General features: G+C 38.4%; 14 protein-coding genes. 3 read left to right on the top strand and 11 right to left on the bottom strand.

Going from position 1 to position 23,082, the window contains the following annotated elements:
* Window positions 1-89: 89 nt before the first annotated feature.
* The 8 genes from IQ276_RS14685 to IQ276_RS14650 all read right to left on the bottom strand — a co-directional run bounded on the left by IQ276_RS14685 (window position 90) and on the right by IQ276_RS14650 (window position 15,025).
* Complete coding sequence (locus tag IQ276_RS14685; protein ID WP_193917481.1) at window positions 90-2,660, bottom strand: CHAT domain-containing protein; 2,571 nt, start codon at window positions 2,658-2,660, stop codon at window positions 90-92.
* Between the two features lie 126 nt (window positions 2,661-2,786).
* Window positions 2,787-6,641, bottom strand: a complete 3,855-nt coding sequence (locus tag IQ276_RS14680; protein ID WP_235115673.1) for a two-partner secretion domain-containing protein — start codon at window positions 6,639-6,641, stop codon at window positions 2,787-2,789.
* 307 nt (window positions 6,642-6,948) lie between these two features.
* On the bottom strand, window positions 6,949-7,632 hold the full coding sequence (locus IQ276_RS14675) for a DUF928 domain-containing protein (protein ID WP_193917485.1): 684 nt from the start codon (window positions 7,630-7,632) through the stop codon (window positions 6,949-6,951).
* Window positions 7,633-7,730: 98 nt separating this feature from the next.
* Complete coding sequence (locus tag IQ276_RS14670; protein WP_193917487.1) at window positions 7,731-8,168, bottom strand: CHASE2 domain-containing protein; 438 nt, start codon at window positions 8,166-8,168, stop codon at window positions 7,731-7,733.
* Between the two features lie 67 nt (window positions 8,169-8,235).
* A complete protein-coding gene (locus IQ276_RS14665) occupies window positions 8,236-9,711 on the bottom strand; it encodes an NF041680 family putative transposase (protein WP_228043575.1) in 1,476 nt (491 codons plus the stop codon).
* Between the two features lie 96 nt (window positions 9,712-9,807).
* Window positions 9,808-11,901, bottom strand: coding sequence for a CHASE2 domain-containing protein (locus tag IQ276_RS14660; protein WP_235115672.1), 2,094 nt, complete (start codon window positions 11,899-11,901; stop codon window positions 9,808-9,810).
* Between the two features lie 347 nt (window positions 11,902-12,248).
* Window positions 12,249-13,475 (bottom strand): DUF1822 family protein, encoded by a 1,227-nt coding sequence (locus IQ276_RS14655; RefSeq protein WP_193920276.1) that lies wholly within the window; start codon window positions 13,473-13,475, stop codon window positions 12,249-12,251.
* 17 nt (window positions 13,476-13,492) lie between these two features.
* Window positions 13,493-15,025: a hypothetical protein gene (locus tag IQ276_RS14650; RefSeq protein ID WP_193920278.1), complete on the bottom strand. Its 1,533-nt coding sequence runs from the start codon at window positions 15,023-15,025 to the stop codon at window positions 13,493-13,495.
* Between the two features lie 259 nt (window positions 15,026-15,284).
* Here IQ276_RS14650 and IQ276_RS14645 point away from each other — a divergent pair, with 259 nt between their 5' ends.
* Window positions 15,285-16,598: an FAD-binding oxidoreductase gene (locus IQ276_RS14645; RefSeq protein WP_193920280.1), complete on the top strand. Its 1,314-nt coding sequence runs from the start codon at window positions 15,285-15,287 to the stop codon at window positions 16,596-16,598.
* 58 nt (window positions 16,599-16,656) lie between these two features.
* Entirely contained in the window at window positions 16,657-18,012 is a 1,356-nt protein-coding gene (locus tag IQ276_RS14640; RefSeq protein WP_193920282.1) for a (Fe-S)-binding protein, read from the top strand.
* 264 nt (window positions 18,013-18,276) lie between these two features.
* On the opposite strand, the gene IQ276_RS14635 is transcribed toward IQ276_RS14640, so the two are convergent.
* The gene (locus IQ276_RS14635) at window positions 18,277-18,501 is read right to left on the bottom strand and encodes a hypothetical protein (protein WP_190879173.1); all 225 of its coding nucleotides are present in this window, start codon (window positions 18,499-18,501) and stop codon (window positions 18,277-18,279) included.
* A 463-nt stretch (window positions 18,502-18,964) separates the two neighbouring features.
* On the opposite strand from IQ276_RS14635, the gene IQ276_RS14630 reads away from it, so the two are divergent.
* Window positions 18,965-19,258, top strand: coding sequence for a tellurite resistance TerB family protein (locus IQ276_RS14630; RefSeq protein ID WP_193920284.1), 294 nt, complete (start codon window positions 18,965-18,967; stop codon window positions 19,256-19,258).
* A 166-nt stretch (window positions 19,259-19,424) separates the two neighbouring features.
* On the opposite strand, the gene IQ276_RS14625 is transcribed toward IQ276_RS14630, so the two are convergent.
* Both IQ276_RS14625 and IQ276_RS14620 read right to left on the bottom strand, forming a co-directional pair.
* Entirely contained in the window at window positions 19,425-20,273 is an 849-nt protein-coding gene (locus IQ276_RS14625; RefSeq protein ID WP_235115671.1) for a DUF4394 domain-containing protein, read from the bottom strand.
* A gap of 579 nt (window positions 20,274-20,852) precedes the next feature.
* Window positions 20,853-23,042, bottom strand: a complete 2,190-nt coding sequence (locus tag IQ276_RS14620; protein ID WP_235115670.1) for a xanthine dehydrogenase family protein molybdopterin-binding subunit — start codon at window positions 23,040-23,042, stop codon at window positions 20,853-20,855.
* Window positions 23,043-23,082: the final 40 nt, after the last annotated feature.

The following is a 23,082-nucleotide window of genomic DNA, read 5'->3' as shown; positions in this document are numbered from 1 at the left end:
GAAGAAGTGCTTTTTGGTTCTGTATATGTATCGGGATGAATACAGATTTTCATGCACACACACTTCAAGAAAATATTTACGAGTAAATTTTATAACCAATTCCCTACTAGAACATATGGTGCCCAGATGTATGGATTATCTTTTTCTTGAGTAAAAAGGCTGAGTTGGGCGCGTTGTAATGCTTCGGCTTTAGTCACTCCTTTATTTAACTGTTTGTAAAATTCACTGATTAATTGTCGAGCGGATGAATCATCTGCTACCCAAAGTGATGCTAGAGTACTACGTGCCCCAGATTTAACTGCAATTCCGGCTAATCCTAAAGCAGCTTGTTTATCACCTTTAGCAGTTTTACAGGCGCTAAGCACAAGTAATTCTATACTCTCTGGCTTAGTATTATCTCTAGTTCTTAATAAATTATCTAGTTCGTTAATTTTGAGTAGATCGTTCCAGATGACAATATAAGTTTGTTCGGGATTAGAACTAAACTGTCCATGAGTTGCTAGATGAACTACTGAAAAAGGATGAGATTTTACTTGCTGCTCTAAGTTGGTTTTAGTTAATTTTTCATTAAAAAGTTCTTGACTCTGCGGTATTTGGGTGCGAATTTCTTCTAATTCGCCTTTCACATTTTCTAGTGGGGTAAAAATTGTACCAGCGACTGGATTTTCTGCTCCGACTCCCCCAAGTAAGGCATTTAGTTTTACATTTTTTAAGGGTTTTGGTTCGACTAATTCTAACCCAGTAGCTAAAGCTAAAGCATACTTTTGAATCAAATATTTTTGCTGTTCTTTGTCATAAAGGACTGACATGGGGATATTTCGCAAAGAGCCATCTAAGACAAAAACTAAGGTTTTTATCTGATTTTTATCTAATTCGCTTGCAGTAGGTCGAATTAACCAGTCATAAATTTTCCCAGAAAAATCAGTAATTTGAATATTTTGAGAAATAAAAATTAGACTATCTTTTAATTTATTTACAGTGTCTTCAACTTCGTTCTGGGGGATAGCAGTTGTGTAGTGTCGAATTTCTGTGCCAGGTAATTTAACAATAACTTCTAAGCGCTGATCTAAAATAATTGGATAGATGACTGCGGTGGATTTATCGTTTTCAACTAATTTGTCAATGGCTGTTGTCGGGCGTGAGCAGGGTGAACGTAAAAAGTTATCAATTTCAGCTATTTGTAGAGACTCTATAACTTCACGAGCACGTGTAAGATTACTTTCTTGAGAATTAGTATCTCTCAATAATAAATCAACGAAGTCTCGATACACAGGTTCTACATTTTCGCGGAAGGAAAACTGGGTATTTTGATTCATTGCTACTAAGTCGGTACGGAGATCTGTCAGGATTTTCCATGCTTGCTCATAAGCTGCACTAGCACTTTTCCCATCTCCCTGTTTTTCTAGAATACCTCCAAGATGCCATAACCATTGATAGGCAATATCTCGAGCATTAATACTTTGGGCGATTGACAAAGCTTGCTGAATTAATTTCTCAGCTTGTACAAAATCTCCCGTTTTCTGGTATAGTTCCCCCATAGTGCCCAGTGCATAGGATTCAGCTCGCTGATCTTTGAGGCTTTGTGCTTGTTGAACTGCTTGTGTCAGTATCTCGGCAGCAGGTTGAAGGGTTGAAGATTTATTATCTGCATACTTAATCAGACTTTGAGCAAAGTTAATCTTGGCGTATACAGATGTTCGACTTACAGGTAAATCTGCAAGCTGAGATTTAATTTGGGGTAATAAGGTTGATACTTTGTCCCAATTCTTTTCTTCTATGAAGAGACTGAGTAAATTTAATTGGGCATTAATTCTGGTAGTTGGGGTTGCTGATTGATTTGTCGCTTGTTGATAATATTGAATTGCGTCTTTTGTATGTTTTTTTGTATCCTCTTGATTCTCTTTATTGTCTAAATTAATTTGAATATTTCTCTGGCTACGGAATGTATTACCTAAACTTAGTAAAATATCACTTTTAATTTGTTCGGATTGTACTCGTTCAGCAACTTCTAAACCTTCCTTTAAAAATTTCTGAGATTTCTCAAAGTCACCGACTAAGCGGCGGATATTTCCCAGACTGAGGAATCCTGTAGCTTTCACGGTGGAATCTGGTAATTTACTCAAGCTTTCGGCAACGGAAATTAATGTTTTATCAGCTTGGAGATACAACCCCAAAGTTTGCATAGCTTGGGCTTGATTAATTTGATTGCGAGTTAAAGATTCATCATCCTTTAATTGTTGATAAATCTTAGCTGCTGATTGCCAACTGTTAAGGGCTGCTTCTGTATTTCCTTGGGATAATTGTAGACGACCTTGGATATCTAAAGCTTGAGCGAAAATTTGTGAACTTTCAGAAGTGTTAATTTTTGATAATAAATTGAGACTTTGGGTAATAGTTGTTTCTGCTTCTGACCATTGTCCTAATTGTTGATAGGCTAAGGATAGGTTACTCAATGCCATAGCTTCATTGAGTTTATCGCCATTGCTTTGAAACCTGGCTATTGCTTGTTTTAAAATATTGACGGCCTCAGCATATTTTCCTGCTTGATAAAGATTTTGTGCTTGGGGATTTTCGGGAAGATTGATGGCAAAAACGGGAGAGAGAAATATACAGATTGATGCTGTCAACAGTGCGATTAAAAAATGTTTTAATAATTTCATGTTTTTAGCTATGAATTGGTATCACGCAGAGACGCAGAGACGCAGAGAGAATAAGAGTTTTAGAGATTTAATTGACTATATAAATCCTCGTCTTCTCTGCGCCTCTGCGTGAGATAAAAAATGGGTTTACCTACTACAAATGACTGGTTGCTGCGAATAACTATCAGGTTTAATTGTGGGAACATTTGCTGTAAGAATTACCTCCCCTTTTGCATTTATTATCCACCCAGCGGCTTCTACAATCGATTCTGGTGTAGTTTGATTATTAATAGATGCTGTGGGTCGATTTTCTGGATTCGGTTTAAGACTCACCCAATCCACTTGCACAGCATCGCTAGTTAAAACATCCTTGGGATTGGTCGGTAAACCACCGCGTCCAGTGACGACAAACTTGCTTTGAGTTTGAGTTGGACTATAACAACCTTCCGCGATTTCAGAATCTACAGGTATTTGTGGTAAGCTCGTTAAATTGCGAATGGGGTCAATACTCTTAATGACAACTTCTCCACTTTCTCCTAGTCGTGAATCTGCGGAGATATCGACTTGACCATTACCGCGAAATTGGGCAAAGTCACCAGGATTACGACCTGATGAGAAAAATTGTGCCACAAATACAGGGGAGTTAATTGTGATATTACCTCCAGTCCCAGCATCAGCATTTGCGAGGATGTCACTGTCCTCTAAAGCAACAAATATCTCAGATTGAATATCGATATTACCGCCCCCGCCTGTACCGTTAAAAACACTGGTTGTAATTTCGCTACTGTTGCGGAGGCGGATGTCTCTTGCATTGATGTTGATATCTCCACCCCCAGCTTGAATGGAGGTTGCTTTAATTTCACCTCGGTTGGCTTGCAATTTATCAGTAATATCGATAAATATATTACCTGCATTACCCGTTCCTTCACTGATACTATTCACTCGTCCACTGTTGGTAAGCAAAAAAGAATTGGTTTGTATTTGAATATCGCCGCCTCGCCCTTTTCCAAGAGTTGCAGATGATACATCTGCTCTATCTGTAATTGCTAAGCGTTCTGTTTGCAGGAGAATGTTTCCTCCGTTACCAGTGCTACCTGGTTCGGCTTGAGTATAAATTTTACTGTTACCACTGACTGCTAATGCATCTGTAGCGCGGATATGCAAAAATCCTGCATTTCCAGAACCCAAGGTATTGGTAAAGATGTTGCTTTGATTTTGGAGATTTAGCTGGCGAGTATCTATAAAAAGTGTGCCTCCAAAAGCTTTACCTGTACCGGATGTCGATATTCCTCCTGTATTGGTAATATTGACTGATTCTGTAGCGCGGATAGTCAAATTACCAGAGTTACCTTGAGTTCCGCTTTGTTGGTTAGCTGCTTCAAGACTTTCAAAGAGAAATTCACGAATTTCAGTAGGTAATGATAATATCTGTTTTCCGATTTCGGATTCTGCGGAATTTTGCAAAGCTTGATATATGGTTCCAGTATCACTACTAGTGGTAGATATTAAACTATTTCCATCTACAACATGCAAATTTTTAGTCTCAATGTAAAGGTTACCAGCACCACCTGTGCCAAAACTAGATGTAGATACAATTCCACCATTAACTAAATTAACAGAATCAACGGCATATATATTAAGGTTGCCTGCATTGGCTGTGCCTATAGTTTGGGAAGTGACACCACCAGAATTACTAATTGTTAATTTTCCAGTAAATAGGTTTAATTCGCCTGCATTTCCAAAACCAATGGAGGTGCTTGATAGTTGGCTGGAAGTCTCTATATTCACAGAGTTATTAGCGCGGACTGTGACTTTTCCACTAGGATTTTTAGAACCAACAGAACTAGAAGTAACTAAAGCTTGATTCTGCAAATTCAAATTTTTTGTATCGATTTCAAGGTCGCCTGCTGCTCCATTTTCTTGAATTGCAGCTGAGGTGATAGTTCCTTGATTAATTACATCTATAGATTCACTGGCTTGAATAGACAAGTTGCCAGCTTTACCGCCATTGCCCAGTGTAGTAATAGATCCAGTATCCTGTACTAATAATTTTTCTGTAAATATAGAAATATTACCACCTTTTTGGGTGTTAATATTTTGTGTAGATATACTAGAGCCATTAACATTAATAGAGTTTCTAGCATTAATGGTGAGATTACCTGCTGTTTCTTGACTCTGAGTTAAAAGACCAATAGTTCCCCCATTTTGAATATTTAGCGTTCCTGTGTCAATTTCTAAATTACTTCCTGTAGCCGAACCACGACTTGCACTAATTAAACTACTGTTTTCACCAATAATATTGATGCTTTCTGAAGCATTAATTTTGACATTGATAACTGTTTGAGAATTAGTATTATCGCTAGCTACAAGTCCTTGGGTTATAATTAGATTTTTAGTATTAATTCCCAAATCACCTTCAAAAGCGAAAACATTGGAGTTAATTGCTATATCACCTTGGTCAGTATTGAACTGAATTTGACCACCTTGATTGATGATTTGATTGTTCACTAAAATATTGTTGTTGGCATTGAGAAATATATCTCCTCCTAATGAGGCAATTTGCGAATTAATCAATAAGTCGCCTGTACCAGCATTTAACTGAATTTGACCACCTTGATTGATGATTTGATTGTTCACTAAAATATTGTTGTTGGCATTGAGAAATATATCTCCTCCTAATGAGGCAATTTGCGAATTAATCAATAAGTCGCCTGTACCAGCATTTAACTGAATTTGACCACCATTGCTGATAATTTCATTATTCACAAAAATGCTGTCACCAGCTTCCGCACTCAGTCCTACACCAGGGAAAAATGTAAAAACTGGTGCTGTGAAAGTGATATTTTCTGTTGCTTGGAGAATCACATCGGTAAAGGAAAAATTTAAGGCATCAGCATAGACTTTAGTGTTACCATCATCGCCAAGATCGCTATCACTAAAGGCATCAGCATCATTTAAATCGAAAGTTTCTCCACCAACATCCACAACTTCGATATTTGTTGGATCTAGTAATAAAGTTCCTACATTTCCATTGGTAGCACTGGTGTCTACTAAACCCTTGTATTCTAAAGATTGTTTTCCAGAAATTTCGACAAAGCCGCCATTCCCAGAATTTACGCCACCACGATCGCTAACCGTACCATAAAATTTGGTACTACCATCGCTCCAAACAACCACTCTACCGCCATTCCCGCGATCGATCGCATCGGCGTTGATAGTGACATTTTTACCAATAAAAGTCCTAGTGGCGTTGGTAACTGCACCTTGTCCTTGAAAATCTCCGCCAATTAAGACTCTACCCCCGCCACCGACAGCAGAAACGTCTATTTTGGCATTGTCTAATAAACCAATGCGATCGCCAAATATTTCTACTCTCCCACCCGGTGCAGTTATTGTTCCAGTGCTGGTGACTGTGTTACCAAATAATGTTAGGTTTTCTCCTGTGTTTACGGTTAAGTTTCCTGCATTAGTAATGTTGCCATTTGTAGCAGTCTGCAAACCAGGACGAATGTTTATAGTCAGTAAAGGTGGTGCTTCTTTTTTAGTGGTATTGAACTCTAAGCCATTCTCAAATACTAAACTTTTGGCTGTGCTGGCGAAGAAGGAACCGCTAATATCTAAACGAGCATTTTCACCAAAGATAATGCCGTTAGGATTCAGCAAAAATAAGTTGGCTTTACCAAGTACACCAAGAGTGCCAAAAATTTGCGATGAGTTGCTACCTGTGACGCGAGTCAGAATGTTATTTACACCATTGGTATTTTGGAAATAAACACTTTTACCCGCACCAACGTTAAATTCTGAGAAGCTATGAAACAGGTTTGCACCACGTTGGGAACCACCTGTTATTTGGTCGATTTGTGGGTTGAGAGATTCGACGTTAGTCCCAAGGGTGTTGTCTGGAATGACTTGGGCAATAGCGCGATCGCTATTTTTTAAAGCTATCCCAATTAATATTACAATACTAAATTTTACAGAAATTTTGATTAAGTAAAAAATCATTTTGTTATCCCAAAAAACAAGGGTTTTTAATCAATACGCTTGGGTTAAGCATTTCTTCTCTTTGCGTACTTTGCGTACTTTGCGGTTCGTTAAAAAAATATTTTCTACGAAGAGTTAAAACTCTTTTAATATCTCTCGAAATGGGAGTATACCAAATTTTTAAATTTACTATTATCATGCTTTAAGATAGAAAGAAGAGAATTAAAAAACGAACCGCAAAGTACGCAAAGTACGCAAAGGTAAGAGAGTTACAAAGGGTTTTATTGTTGAAAAATTGAAATGTTCACGTTGGAATTCACTTAAATTTTCAATTTTCAATAAAACCTATATTATGAATATCTGGCAAATTAATAGATTTTAATAATTCCTGCCAGTCATGATTGATCGTTGGATCTTTGGGGCGATCGCGGTAGAGTTGAGCTAGCTGAGTTAGTGTCTCATACCAGATATTATGTTCGGCATAAGCAAGGTAATCATTTGGTTGAAAATTATAATTTATTGCTACACGCTCTATGTATGAATCTACAAAAAAATATTCCTCGGATATAGTGTGTTCCTCATTACAATAAACTGTAAAAAACCAACGGTATTTTGTACCTATTTTTAATGAATATTCAGGTGCGTTAGGTAAATTCATACTGATAATTCCAGCTTGATCAGAAAGGAGAAAATTTTTGCTGTAGATATTCTTTTTATTATCTATATCCTGTAACACAAATTCTGCAAAACGGGCATTGCTAGGTAGTTCAGGTACATAAACCCAAAAGGTTGGATATTCTGACACTGTTGCTTCTAAGGTAGATTTAGAATCCTTAATTGCTACTTCTGATAATGCAGGTACTAACGCTGTAATATTATTTAGTTCTCTGGGACATTTAGGAGCGCGTCCTGCACCTCCCCGTCGCCGTCCAGTGGGTGCGCCGCTGCCTAATTTCCGCTTCTGAAAAGTCTGGAAGGGTTTGTTATTAATGACTTTTTTAAAAAGTGTCACATTCTCTGATTGTGCTACTTTTGGCGAGATTATTAAAGAAATAAATAACAAATTTAAGCAAAATATTATGTTGACTTTTCTCAAAAAATTACTCTTTTTCATAGGTTATAATTAAGATTTTTTAATCGATAAACAAAAATTAACTGAGTAGTCAAAAATGCCAAAATAGCAGGAATAAATGGTATCCATCCTCCCTGAATAAAGACGCCTAAGCAGATGCTCCATAAACTGAATAATCCGATAGAAGTTGCGAGAATTCTCTGGATGAGTTTAAATTTGTAAATGGCGAAAATTGCTCCTAAAAATGACCAGAGCCATAGCCAGAGTAATTCTATCCAACTAGACCACCACCACAATAAAGGTCTTTTGTCTAAAACTGCACTAATAATTTGACTGACCATCTGTGCTTGGATAAAAACACCTGGTATTTTTTTGGTTAAGGGTCGTGCAGAATCACTAAATGGAGTTTTCCATTTGGACTTTGGACAAAAAGAAGTTTGTTCGCGAGTCACACTCGCGAACAAAAAACTAGTCATCAGAAATTACCCCAGTTATTTTACAAACTGAGTCAGACTGAGTTAAACGCCTAAAGCCTAAGAAAATTTATGCGGCTTTGACTTTAGCGAGTGTTGATTTTGACTTCTTCTTGACAACAGGATGCTTAGTTCGTTGTGTTTGAACTTGACCTTGAACTCGACCGATGGAATTTCCTCTGGTTTTGGGAGAACGAGCGGGTGTACCAATCTCTGAAATAATTCTCTGAAAATCGCGTTGCACTACACTTGGAGTGGCAATTTTATCATTGTTTTGTTCTAAATAACGCTCCCATGGCCTGGGTAAGTGTGTTGCTAACTCCCTTGCCGCCCACAACTGTACGTAAGCTAGGATTACTAAATGTATCCAATTTTCCTCATGCAAAACATCTGGAGTTTGAAACTGCGTCATCAACAAACGCTGCTTGCTAAATCGCAGCATGTGTTCAATATCAAACCTTTGTCTATAGCAATGGTTTGCAACCGTAGGTGAGATTTCTCCACGTTGCTCACCTATGACAATTAACCACATTGGTTTCCAGAGAGATTGATTAGTATCATCAGTCACATGAATTCTGAGCAGAGTAAAAGGATGACAATACATTTTTTGGTGCTTGGTTCCCCTCATCAACATTTGATGCCAAGCGAGTATGGTGATGTTTAAAAGACGACCCTTACAGGTTGTCTGCTGAATTTGTGTTGTCTCGTCGGGAGAGTGCCAAGTTTCAACATCAGCTAAATTAAACCGTTCACCGTATTTTTTTGGACAACCACGTTTTTTCTTTGACTCATCAACGGGTGGAGATTGGTAGAAAATTCGATTACTACGAACTCTGGCTATCACTACCACATTTTTGTGTTTGGATTGGTCAAACAGAAATGAACGCTGACTATAGGCGCTATCTGCTACTAAGACGCACAATTTTTCCTGCCAGGGCAGTGATGAATCAGACATTACTGAGGAAATTTGTTCACTACCCACATCAACACCAGTTTTATCAAGTGATACCCTTTCTCCTGATATTGGTATTGACCAAGGGGCGGCATTCCCAGTTTCTTTCTCTGGTAAGATAGAAAGTATCGAATAAGAATGACCAATATTAATCGGTTTGTTACCCTTGATAGTATTTGGCTGGTAAATATACCCACGTTCAGCTAAAGTCCTCGCGTAAGGACGCGGATGCGGTGTTGTATCAAGAGCGAATAAGTAAAAAGGGCGTTGTTGTGGTTGCTTAATTAACTCAGATACCACCCTAATTAAGTTATTGGGTTTTTCTTGTTCTTCTTGTTCTTCTTCTTCATTGTTCTTCTCCTGAATATTTGTATTAAATGATTTTTGAATTGCTTTATAAATAGAATTATAGCTTCTGGGAAACAAAGGACTTAAAGATAACTCCGCAATTGAATTGGCTCCCGTATTACCCGCAAGCGCATCCAACAAATCCATACAGGCGTCGCTACATGAAGAAAAACAGTTGTAAATTTTTTGTCTAAAATCTTGAAATTGCGCTATTAATTGATTGTTATTAAATTTTGGCATAGCCATCAGTATTTACCCAAAGATACTTTGTAGTTGATATTACTATTTGTTGGGGGTCTGATGGCTATGCTTTTTTCTGCTCGTCACTATAAACAAGATTAATCATTCATTTATTCGCGAGTCACACTCGCGAATAAACTTCTTTTTGTCCAAAGTCCAATTCCATAAATCATTATTTTTATTTTGTGCCGAAAGCCCAATCAGAATCAGCCTGTTATGAAGTGAATTAATCTGCTCAGGGCGGATGCGATCGCTCAAAATATCTGTGAGGGAAATTTGCTGGGCAATATTATCAACAGATGCCAGCGAACGATAATTTAGCAACAGTTGATAACCACCAGTATCCACATTTTGATAACCACTGCTATGTTCTTTTAATTGGGGAAATATCACATCCCGAATTTGTAAATCTCCATCTGCGGTAATTTGATATTGTGGCTCTTTTTTATTCAGATAATGAAGTGCCAATTTGAAGCTAAAGGCATCTTCAGCTACACACAAAGATGTTGTTAGTGGGGTCATACTTAAAAGGTGCCGACGAATCACATCATCTTCATCTGCAACAACATCACTAAAACTAATTCGTTCGTTTGGTACTTTGGGTGGTGGTACACTTCCATAAGTATCACCGTCATCACCTGTAGTTCCACTTTTGCAGAGAGTAATTAGGCGATCGTCTTTCTGAAAACGAGTTGCTAAATCGGGATATTGGGAATTAAGAGGTACATCACGATAAAGATCTAAGCCGATCGCTCTTGGTTGATAGGCATCTAATTTTTGCAAAAGTTCAGCCAGTGCTTCGTCGGATAGCGACCAACGCAGATGCATTTTTTCGTTTTCTTGATACTGGATATCCGGCTCATCGATGGTGATAATTAAAAGACGGTTATCTGGTTGTTCTGGGAATAATTGCGATCGCGTTTGCATGAAGCGATCGAATGCATATAACTCTGAAGATTGCAACCATCCCAAATAGCGCCCTCCCATAACCAAGCTGCTGACAATGAAACTTACCAGCATCATGACTATTAAAATACGCTTGCGGTTTTGAGTTGGTTTTGCAAATGGGTGATGTCTCTGGACTCGCTGCTTTGCATCTGGGCGCTTTTGCCAAATAGATAATTCACTTGGAGAATTCTGACAAATCACTGGTAACCAACTAGCGCAGGGATGCTCATTTTCCAACCCTTGCAGTCTTTCTCTAGCGCGTCTTACCGCCATCGCTAAAGATTCACCCCGCGCCAATTCTTCCAAAAAATATTTGAGGAATTCTTGTGCCACTGCATTTGGCACATCCTCGCGCATTACAATAATTTGCGGAATGTTTAACTTAACTAGTTGCTTTGCCAATCCCAACCCATCACAAGAGTTGAAAATCGCTAGTTGTAAACCTTGCTCAATTGCTTTTGATAGGGCATACTCTAACTGATTAATAGTCAAACTATGATTTTCTTGGTTTTGATTAATGGAAATCTTAGCTTTGCCATTTTCTGCTTGACTGGAACTATGTCCAGCAAAAAACAGGATATCCCAAGTTTGCTGCCATAATGCATCATTAATCGCTTGGCGATCGGGTTCCAACAAGAACGTGGGTACTATACCTGGTAGACTTTTTAATAAATTTTTGTCTGTACTAATATCAATTCCCCGACTATCTCCCAAAATAGCCAGAACACGCACTTGATTAGCAGCAGTTTGAGCTGTAGAAGCTATCTGCTTCGACTCCAACAAACTCAAAACTACTTCCGATTGCGGATAATCCTTCACAAACTCCCACAAATGCCAAGGTAAGCGCCATAAGAAGTCATCACTTGTTTCAATAACAACCCGTACTTCTTCTGTATGACTTAACCATGTCCGCAGTTTTTGATCGATTTTGCGGAAAGTTTCTGCATTTAGCCAATAGTTAATTTCTACTTGTAAGCGTTGACATAAACCGTGTAAATCATCTTGGGAAACGTTTGTCAAACTGGCACTTTCAATTTCAATTGACAAACTCAGCCTTAAACGTTGTGCCAGAGCGTTGTATAAGTGTTTCCATTCTCGGTAGCAGGTAATGATTTCTGGTGCTGAAGGTAAGCTGCCAATTAATTGTTGCGATCGCACTCCATTAGTTTCCCACAATTCAGCTGTCACTGAAGGAAATCCCGTCTCAAAACTACCTCTACCAAAATTTAAGACAACGCGCTTACTCATTGCTACTTAACTATGCAGCTAATATCTACTCACACATAGATTAAATATTTATAATAGGAAAACAAGTATAAGTTTTTCCACTTAGTTTATAACCTTTATTCTTCTGTGAGATACTTTTGAAGTATAAAAGTATTTATACGGCTTTTTGGACAACATTTTTATGAAGAATCAAGAGAAATTACCTAAAGTTTTATGTAAATTACTTCATAACCACTAGACTTTTGCCTTGAAAATAGGGAGTAGGGAGTAGGGAATGGGGAAAAAGCAGAGGCGAAGACTTGCTGCAACTTGTCCCCTGCTTCCTCATCCCCCTCATCCCCCTCATCTCCCACACTCCCCACTCCCAATTAATCAACATCATGATTGATAGCAAACTTTTCCATCACACTGACATCACCAATGGCAATTTTAATGAAAAAATTAGTACCTTTCTGACAACGAAAATATGGTAATTGAACATAGTTGTCTCGTTCTCTAGATATTACTGACTGAAGCTGTTGTGATGAGTCTGAGAGTAAAGCCAAAGTCAAAAAAGCAGGTAATTGTTTTTCACTTCCGTAGGGATGAACCTGTACCAAAACCCCAACTCTACCATCAGCTTCTGGAGTTAGCGCCACCAAAAGAATAACAGCTTGCTCTTTTAGCTGTATCTGCAAATTTAACAGCTTGGCTTGCTGAACGCTATCAGGTTGTGCATTATTTCTGACAACAGCTAACTGTCGTTCTGGTGCTAAAAATTCTGTCGCAGAATGCCATCCAGCCTGCATCGATTCAGTAAAGTTATTCTTTAACCATTGATTGAGATTTACCAAAATCTTTGTTTTTGCTGTGGCAATTACTTTTTGTTCTTGTCGCATAATATATAGGTTTTTTCGCCACTCATCATTTGCTAATAATGCCCCCCACTGTTCAAATTTGATATCTAAACGTGGAGAATAAAGAGATGGCTGACTTAACTTAGCTATCAAAGATTCTGCTATTTGCTCAGATAATGAGGGCAAAGGGTCGATAGCTGCTTGTTCTTGATTGCATATTTCTCTAGCTACCAAAATAATATCTAAATCGGAAATTAGCTCATCTCCATTAACAGAATATGTACGATAAATAGGGTCATAAATGCCTTTTCCTTTAAGTGTTTTATGACTCGTATAACCCCAAAATCGTAACCAATTTTGTTCTAAGTCTACCTGCACTGCCAAATAATAATTACCAGCCCAATTAGGAATATCAATCCATTCTTGCGGCACAGAAAATTCTTCTGTATCAACTGCATCATTAGGAATTAGCACTAGTCGAGTTTGACCAATAGCTATTGCTGTTCCATTCACTACTTCCCAGATACTTGTTAAATCCGTTGTACTGGAAACTAGACAAGAAGATTCTAACTCCCAATTTTCTTTTAACCACCGTAAAAAAGCATTCAGACAAAGATGATTTATATAAGCATTCCTACGAGCAGTTTCATTGCTTTGTAATTGTCTAAATGCTTCTGCTTCTCTACGTTCTGTTTCTAGACACTCTAACCACAGTTCCTCGGAAATAAGAGTTTTTAATTCTTGCAAATTGCTATTCATTCTACTGTTCCTGTTTTTTAATTCTTATAAGTGAAATCAGCGATTTTCAGCCACTCATCTATTAAATCATCGACTTGATTCCACACTACTCCTTGAGGGTTTAAAAACATATCGATTCTGGCTTCAATCCGTTCGACTACATTTAATTGTAGTGATTGATGGGATGATAAAAGTTGACGCTCAATTTCTAATACTGGAAAATTTAATAGCTCTGCAATTTGATTCATTTTCATTTTTTCCAACCAAAATCGTCGCATAATGTCTCTGGTATGAGATTCCAGTAATTGGATTGCATCACCCAAAAAACTATAGATTAAATTTTGATAAAACACATCTAAGTATTCTTGCAGTTCAGCTTTTAGTTCACTGAGTTTTTCCGAATTTATATCTACCTGTAGATGCTCGTGTGCCCATATCCCTAATTGAGTTAACAAATCCATTAACATTTTTTTGTATCGACGACCAACAGTAGACTGATTAGCACTAATTTCAATACCTATTTTTTCTTGTGATAAATCTAATCCATGTATAAAAAGCGGAATTATTTGTTCTTTAGGTTTGAGAAGTTCGATTTTTGTATAGATAAATTGTCTTAATTGCTTGACATAATCTTCAATTTCATTGCGAGATATGGCATCCCTCTGGATAATCGAGTTTTCATCTGGTATTAAATCAACCCATGTTAATGTTTCCGAATCTTGAGAAATTGGTTCATCCAAGGAAATTTGAGCAAAATCAACATAATTACGAATGGCTCTACCAATTTCTTGTAACCATTGCTGAATAACTGTGCCATCTACTATTTGGTTGGGAGATAAATTTGGTAATTTATGAGAAAACTGGTGATAACGACGGCAAATTTCCTCAAATGCTTGAGGCTGCGGTGAGCTAATATTGATAATTTTTGCATCATTAGCTTCTCTGAAACATTGCCATACTAAAATATAATGCGAAATAGTAACTTCATTAAAACCAAGACGTTTTAAGACTGTTATAACTCGTGTTTTAGTTGCCCTAGCAGCTAACCCCAAGTCACTCCGTTGGAATGTTCTAAATCCTTCAATCTCTCTCCAGCGATCGCAGAGTAATCCCTCCATTCTTTTGCTGAGATATTTTTCAAATTTGTAATACCAAATATTTAATGCTAAATTGTCATATTCATCATCTTTTTGAAAAAAAATGTATAGGCATTTTTCTGGTGATAAAGAAATGCTCAAAGCAATCTGAAACAATTCATTAAACAATGAATCATAATCTAAATAAGTTCTGCTGGATACTTTGAGGATGTTTGTTCTAATTTTAAAAGCAGCTTTATAACTGAATTTTGCTAAAAAAGCTATCCATACCCTTCTATTTAATTGATCGTCAGGATAATTTTCTAAATTATGTAAAAGAATTTTCGCTAATTGCGGTTTACTTAAATCTGGTTGTTCAGAAACTAGACGAGCTATGTAATTTTGTGATTTTTGGTCTACTTGCCAAAAAATATATCTCTCTCCTCTTCTATCTTCTTTAAATAAAGGCAATGTAAAAAAATCTTTAAATATCATCGTCGTTATCTCCTTTTTACACCAGCAAAGCAGTAAATCTTTTTCAGCCTGGAAATGAAGGCTGTTAAATTAATAATTAATTAACCGTGAATGCTGAGCAAGTATGATTCATTCACTATATTGGGACAGAAACCAAAAATCATGCACTGTTCCCCTGATTCTACCGATCAACCGTAAAACACTGTATATTAGTGGCAATGTGCTTTTTTGGTCAGGTTAACCAGTAAATTAGATGTAGGGCGTAAAAAAAATAAACTCAATGAAAGCGATGTCTAACGACAAGCCGCAAGGCGTCTGCGCTTCTGAACTTACATCTATCGTCGGCGAAGAAAATGCTGTTTGCCTTTGGGAAAATGTCGAACTAAATCAGCAAAAACGTATTCAACGGGCTATAGCTTCTGGAAACCTTCCGAGTTGTATTGTCTATCCCCGCACCCAAGAACAGCTAGCCGCAGTCCTCGCTACAGCTCATAAAAACAACTGGCGCATCCTCCCTTTTGGTAGTGGTAGTAAACTCTCTTGGGGTGGTTTAGCCAAAGGCATTGATGTTGTAGTCAGTACAGAACGCATCAACCAACTGATTGAACACGCTGTGGGTGATTTGACTGTTACAGTAGAAGCAGGGATGAAATTTTCCAATCTCCAAGCACTTTTGGCAAACTCGCGGCAATTTCTTGCCCTTGATCCCACAGCGCCAGACTCGGCAACTATTGGCGGTATTGTCGCCACAGGTGATACAGGTTCTCTACGACAACGCTATGGTAGCGTGCGCGACCAATTACTAGGTATTACTTTTGTGCGTGCTGATGGAGAAATCGCCAAAGCTGGGGGAAGAGTAGTCAAAAATGTTGCCGGATATGATTTGATGAAGTTGTTTACTGGGTCTTACGGCACATTAGGAGTTATTAGTCAAGTAACTTTTCGACTGTACCCGTTACAAGAAGCATCGGCAACGGTGGTGCTAACTGGTAAAGCTGAGGCTGTATCTCAAGCGGCCGATACTCTGCGGGGTTCGGCGTTAACACCAATCCAGGCTGATTTGCTATCAACTAAATTGGTGTCTGGCTTAGGTTTGGGTAAGGGATTGGGATTAATTGCTCGCTTTCAAAGTATTAGTGAGAGTGTTAAAGAACAGTCAAACCGAGTTGTGGAAGTAGGGGAAAAGTTGGGTTTAGATGGGGCAATTTATGTAGATGGCCATGAAGCTAGTCTATGGGAAAGATTGCAAGAACGAATACATTGTCCTGTTCAAGAATCTGTAATTACCTGCAAAATAGGAGTGTTACCTACTGCTGCGGTGGGGATTTTGTCTCAGGTGGAGTTTGGTTTAATTCATATCAGTAGTGGTTTAGGTTTGTTACAATTAGAGGATAAAAATCAGCTTTTGCTAATGCGCCTACGCACTCAAGCTTATAGTGGTTTTTTAACAATTCTGGAAGCACCAGTGGGGGTTAAAGAACAAGTAGATGTTTGGGGTTATACGGGGAATGGTTTGGCGTTGATGCGCGGGATTAAGGAACAGTTTGATAGTAAGAATATTTTAAGTCCTGGTCGGTTTGTGGGGGGGATTTAGGTTGAACGAACCGCCGAGGACGCAAAGGACGCAAAGGAAGAGGGGAGAATAATTAATTATGCAAGTTTCAGAAAATTCTGTTAATAATACGGCTAGTTTGAAGAATTTGAAAGGGTTTGATAAGAATCATCCGCCTGAGCCGAAGTTGATTGATAGTTGTGTACATTGTGGATTTTGTCTCTCGACTTGTCCAAGTTATCGGGTGTTGGGGAAGGAGATGGATTCACCTAGAGGACGCATCTATATGATGGATGCAATTAATGAGGGTGAAATTGCTCTTAATACGGCAACGGTAGAACATTTTGATTCTTGTTTGGGATGTCTTGCTTGTGTGAGTACTTGTCCTTCTGGTGTGCAGTATGACAAGTTAATTTCTGCTACTCGTCACCAAGTTGAACGCAATTATCCCCGCAGTTTGCCAGATAAATTAATTCGTAAATTAATATTTTCTCTGTTTCCTTACCCTCATCTTTTAAGAGTTTTGTTAGTTCCGTTGTTGGTTTATCAAAAGTTGGGTTTTGCTAAGTTAGTTCGGGCTACGGGTTTACTCAATAAAATCTCTCCTCGTTTGGCAGCAATGGAATCTATTCTGCCAGAAATTACTCTCAAATCTTTTCAAGATAATTTGCCTAATGTGATTCCCGCTAAAGGTGAAAAGCGCTACCGCGTTGGGGTGATTTTGGGATGTGTGCAACGGTTGTTTTTCTCTCCAGTGAATGAAGCGACGGTGCGGGTTTTAACGGCGAATGGTTGCGAAGTTGTGATTCCGAAATCTCAAGGTTGTTGTGCGGCGCTTCCCGAACACCAAGGACAAACAGAACAGGCGAAGGCTTTGGCAAGGCAGATGATTGATAGTTTTGCTCAGACTGATGTAGATTTTGTAATTATTAATGCTGCTGGTTGCGGTCATACTTTAAAAGAGTATGGACATATATTAGAAGATGACCCAGAATATCGGGAAAAAGCGAAGGATTTTGCCGCTAAGGTGAAAGATGCTCAAGAATTTTTGGCAACTGTTGGATTAACAACGAAACTTTCACCGTTGACTGATAAACCTCTGAATTTAGTTTATCAAGATGCTTGTCATTTATTGCACGGACAAAAGATTAGTGTGCAACCGCGTCAGTTGTTGCGGCAAATTCCAGGGGTGAAGTTGAAAGAACCCATAGATGCTGCTTTGTGTTGTGGCAGTGCTGGGGTTTATAATATGTTGCAACCAGAGGTTTCTGAAGAATTGGGTCAGCAAAAAGTACAGAATTTATTGAATACTGGTGCTGAGTTAATTGCTTCTGCTAATCCAGGGTGTACTTTGCAAATTACTAAGCATTTGCAGTTGCAAGGTAAGACCATTTCAGTTATCCACCCGATGGAGTTGTTGGATTATTCGATTCGGGGCGTGAAGTTGGGAGTTTGAAAAATACAGCAGAATTCAGAATTCAGAATTCAGGAATAAAACACGCTTTATAACTAGGTAATAGACGAATAGTTATATACCTGACTTTACTTTAAATCTGGTGTAAATAGAGATTTACTATAGGGTAGCACAGCTATGTAAATACGGTTCGGTTAAGGTTTTTTGGTGAAAATTCTATATCGCAAAGACGCGATAAATAGCCGTCTCTACAATAATCGAACTTTCGTGTGGACAGCTATTTATCGCACCTGTTGTCAATTTTATTTATGAATGAGATGATTTATCCTGCTTCGGTTTTTTGATTAATTCTATGTAGATATTAACCTCATTTACTTCTAAATCATGTTCAACTCTGGTTACTTTCCATTTCTCTTTTTTGAGGTAAACTTCCTCTCCTATTCGGGGCACAAATTGTAAATCATAGAATTTTTTCAGAAAATCTTTTTGGTTTTCTTCCCATAAGATTACTTTGGCTACTTCTTTGTTCATTGGTTATCCTTTTTTGTGACTCAATACAAGCCAGCACTTTGATGACATTCATTAGGCAATTTTATCTTACTAATTCAACTCAATAACGTAGTTAAAACCACATTATTTATTAACACTCATTTACGCTGTATTTTATTTACTCTCAATTCACAGTAGAGATACCCAAGTTTTTATAGGTGTTGCTGAATCGCGGTATGAATCCAAATGTAGAGACGTTGCAATTGCAACTTCTCTACAAGGATTTTGATATCATGCACAATCGTTTTCATACATAAAATCAGCAACGCCTTTTTACTAAGTATTTGCATTTGCAAGAGAAGAAGATTTCAGTTATTCATCCAATGGAGTTGTTGGATTATTCGATTCGGGGTGTGAAGTTGGAAGTTCAAAAAACAAAAATTTCAGTTAAAACTAACATGATATTAGCATGTCAATAAAATATTAAGTCTTTGTTAAATGTCTCATAGAGAAATACAAAACATTTGAATACAAAAATGCTAATTTAGAAGATCTGCTAAGCAAGATTACGGTTGATGTTTCTAATTGGTCGAAATCAAGGACATTGCTATATCATGCAATTCAAATGGCTCGCGCCGATGATAATTACTCAGTTGAAGAACAAAAAGCTGTTAAGAAAGCAGCTAACCTGTTAAAGGTTGAAGATGATATTGCGCTTGCTCTCAATCGTTTGGTAGAGGCAGAAGAAGCGATAACTGCATTACGCAAAGCACTACTAAAGACTGAGGTTCTAGCTTAATCGAGCAGAAGCCCTACATTTTGATCAAATTAACCCACGGAAAATTTAAAATGGTGTGTTATGCGGCAGGCTAACACACCCTACTGGCGTGTCAAGCCTTAACCCTCTTCTCAGAAAATCTGGTTTCTTAGAAGAGGGATAAAATCCAAAATCCAAAATTGTATGATTACCAGGAACTAACAGCTAAACCGATAAAACCGCCTCCAGGTAATTCCGCAATTTTAGTTGCTGCACCAGTGGATAAATCAATTTTGTAAAGAAATGAACCAGACAGTGCATAGGCAGTATTGTTGCCCTTTGAGTCTGTATAGATGTCGAAACCGGCTACAGGTGAAAAGTTGACGCCAAGACTGCCTATGGTTTTGAGAGTACCATTATTAGGTGGGTTTTGCAGTACTAACACATCACGGTCGTAGTCAATGCCAAAAAGTTGAGTTGTCGTCGCTCCAGCAACCGAATTTGTATAAGCAGCAGCGGTAATGTTGGGGTCAACTCCGGCATTAATATCGGTCGTATCATAAGCCAAAGTTCCATCAACTGTAACTGCACCAGTATCTACATTGATACGGTAATTTTGGTCATTGCTACCTACTATTCGTAAGCGGTCTGGTACGGGATTGAAGTCAAACCCTGACTGAAATCCCCCATTAAAACTACTAGATAAATTGCTAACCAATGTAGCCTGACCGTTTGTAATATTAATGGTGTATATCTTGTCAGTGTCAGTCACACCGTAAAGCAAACGGTTTGCTGGACGGAAGTCAATACCTTGTAAATTACCGTCAAGTCCTTTGACTTTAATTGTTGTTGTGTATCCACCAGGACTGATATTCACAAGAGTATTGTTAGTGCTTAAGCCGATGAATCTTAAACCAGATTCTTTGCCTGTGAGATTGATCAAGATATTAGAAATTAGACTCCCAATATCAGCCGAAGCTTTGTTGACATTCAAACTTAGACAAGCAGCTGCTACAGCAACTCCAAGAGCAATTTTGCTGACATTAAAAAATTTCATTGTTACACCTAAAAGATCAGTTTTTCCGACTTAACTTAACTAAGGCTTTATCCGTTATTCAACGGTTTAGTAGTTAAAGCCCAAGAATTGCAACAGATTACACTGTAGAAATATTGACTAACTAGTTCCAGAACTAGTTATTTATTAATCTTTTGAGTATAAATGGAGCTATAAATAACTCCATTTTTTATAAAATTAACAGTTCTTTGACTGCAAATTTTATTACTCCCTAGATTCACCTACAAGTTTCAATTTACACTATTGATAGTGAATATTCAATACTTTAATCAAGTTTTTATTCACTTGATTGACTCACTTGCTTTTCCTACTTAATACAATTACTTTTCATACTTTTCATACTTTTCATACTTTTCATACTTTTACATATAATATTTTTGTCAACATTCAAGTGAAGTCAAGCTTAAGCGCCTGGAGCATGAGACAAAAAAATATTTATGCAAGAGACTCCATGAACACAATTCACAACGAAGGAATAAAAATATTTCTTTCCTAGTCACCAGTCCCCAGTAAAGAGTCCCTATTTTCAAGGCAGGTCTATTCTCTAGGTTTCATTTTCACTCACAAAAACTTGTCTGGTGTAATTGGCAAATCACGAATCCGTTTACCTGTGGCATGATAAACTGCATTCGATATGGCTGCGGCTACACCAACAATGGGAAGTTCTCCCAGGCTTTTGGTTCCTAGTGCATTCACATAAGCATCTTGTTGTTCAACAAATTGCACTTCCATATTTGGAATATCTGCATGAACGGGAATCAAGCAATCCGAAAGATTAGCGCCAACTATTCTGCCGTGATTAACATCCATTACGGTTTTTTCCATCAATGCCATGCCAATTCCCCAAGTAATTCCCCCGACAACTTGACTGCGTGCTGTCTTGAAGTTGAGAATTCGCCCTGCATCATAAACGCCTACGCAACGTCTGATTTTGATTTCTCCCAAAAGTTCATCAACGGCGACTTCTACAAAGATGGCACCAAAAGAGTGTTTGGCATAGTTTTTACTCTCTGGGCTGGGTGAGCTTTGTTCTGTGACTTCTAAACTTTCTAATCCCTGACGCCGCAGAATATCGGTGTAGCTGTCTCGTTGGGATGGGTTTTGTTTTAAAAATATTTGCCCTGACTCAACTGTAATATCTTGTATTTCAGAGCCATACAGAGGGGAATTTGGATCTACGATCGCCATTTCTATCATTCTATCTCGTGCGGCGATCGCTGCTTTATGCACTGCCGGAGAAACACTGCCGACTGTAATTGAATTGCCTGTGATGGGGGCTTTAGGAAAGTTGCTATCACCTAGTTCAAACTGCACTGGTAAACCTAATGCCTCAGTGGCTACTTGACTCATGACTGTATATGTGCCTGTACCGATGTCTTGAGTACCAGTTTGTACTTTCACCTCTCCAGTGGCAAAAATTTCTACTTTCACTGATGCTGAACCAGAGTTGCTGGGAAATGTCGCACTTGCCATTCCCGAACCAATCAAAAAATCACCTTCTCGCCTGGAACGGGGAACTGGGTTGCGTTGTGACCAACCAAAAATCTCTGCACCTTTTTGGTAACATTGTTTGAGAGATTTACTTGACCAAGGTAATCCTGTGTGGGGATCGATATCTGCATGATTTCTCAGTCGCAGTTCAATGGGGTCAATATTTAAGGCAGATGCCAGTTCATCCATTGCTGATTCTAGGGCAAACATCCCTGGTGCTTCTCCTGGACCGCGCATAAAGGTTGGTGTGCCTGCGTTGATGCGTCCCAAACGATATTTCACTTCCAAATTGTCACAGGCGTACATCATTGTTGTTGGCGCACCAACGGGTTCCACAAAATCATCAAATTGGGATGTTAAGGATGTGCCGATGTGAGTAATGACCGTTAGTTTACCTTCCTTGGTTGCACCGAGCGTTAGGTGTTGTTGAGTTTGGGAACGGTAGCCGCAATTAGTGTACATTTGCGATCGCTCTAACGCAACTTTCACCGGTCGCTGGACTCGTTTGGCGGCGATCGCACAAAGAATAGTATGAGACCTTAAAAGTGCTTTACAACCAAATCCCCCGCCTAAATATTTGGAGATGACGCGGACATTTTCCTGGGGAATATTCAAAACAGATGCGATCGCTCTTTGGGTTGCAGAAACGCCTTGACTGGTTTCATATAATATCAAATTATCCCCCTCCCACATCGCTATGGTTGCAGAAGGTTCTAGGGGATTATGATGTTCCATTGGTGTGGTATATACTTGCTGCACAAGAATATCTGCTTGTGCTTTGCCAGATTCTATATCCCCTCTAGTAATTTTACCTGGCATCATGCCAAAAAATACTGTTTCTGGCTCAAATATCTCTGCCTCTGCTAATGTCATTGTTGGCGATGCTTCTTCGTAGATAACTTTGACTAAAGCAGCGGCAGTTTCGGCTTGTTCTAAAGTTTGGGCAACTACAATTCCCAGGTGTTGACCATTGTAGTAGATGTTGTCATCTTTCTCGGTTGGCTGAGTTTTTGGAGGAGAAAAGAAGGGTATTTTAATTAACGATGGTGTTTGACCGTAAGTGATGATATCTATTACACCAGGGAGAGTTAAGGCTGTGGATGTGTCTATTTCAATAATTTTACCACTGGCGATCGTACTTTCAAAAATTACGCCATAAGTCAGATTCTCTATGGGCACATCGGCTGTATATGGTGCTTGTCCCGTTACTTTCAGTCTACCATCAACGCGATCTACTGGTTTACCAATAATTTTACTCATAACCATTGCTTTCCCTATTCTAGGTTTTATGCAGCCTCAT

Source organism: Desmonostoc muscorum LEGE 12446, from assembly GCF_015207005.2.
Lineage (GTDB): Bacteria > Cyanobacteriota > Cyanobacteriia > Cyanobacteriales > Nostocaceae > Nostoc > Nostoc muscorum.
The sequence above is the reverse complement of the archived record's forward strand: the minus strand, read 5'-3'. Positions and strand labels throughout refer to the sequence as shown.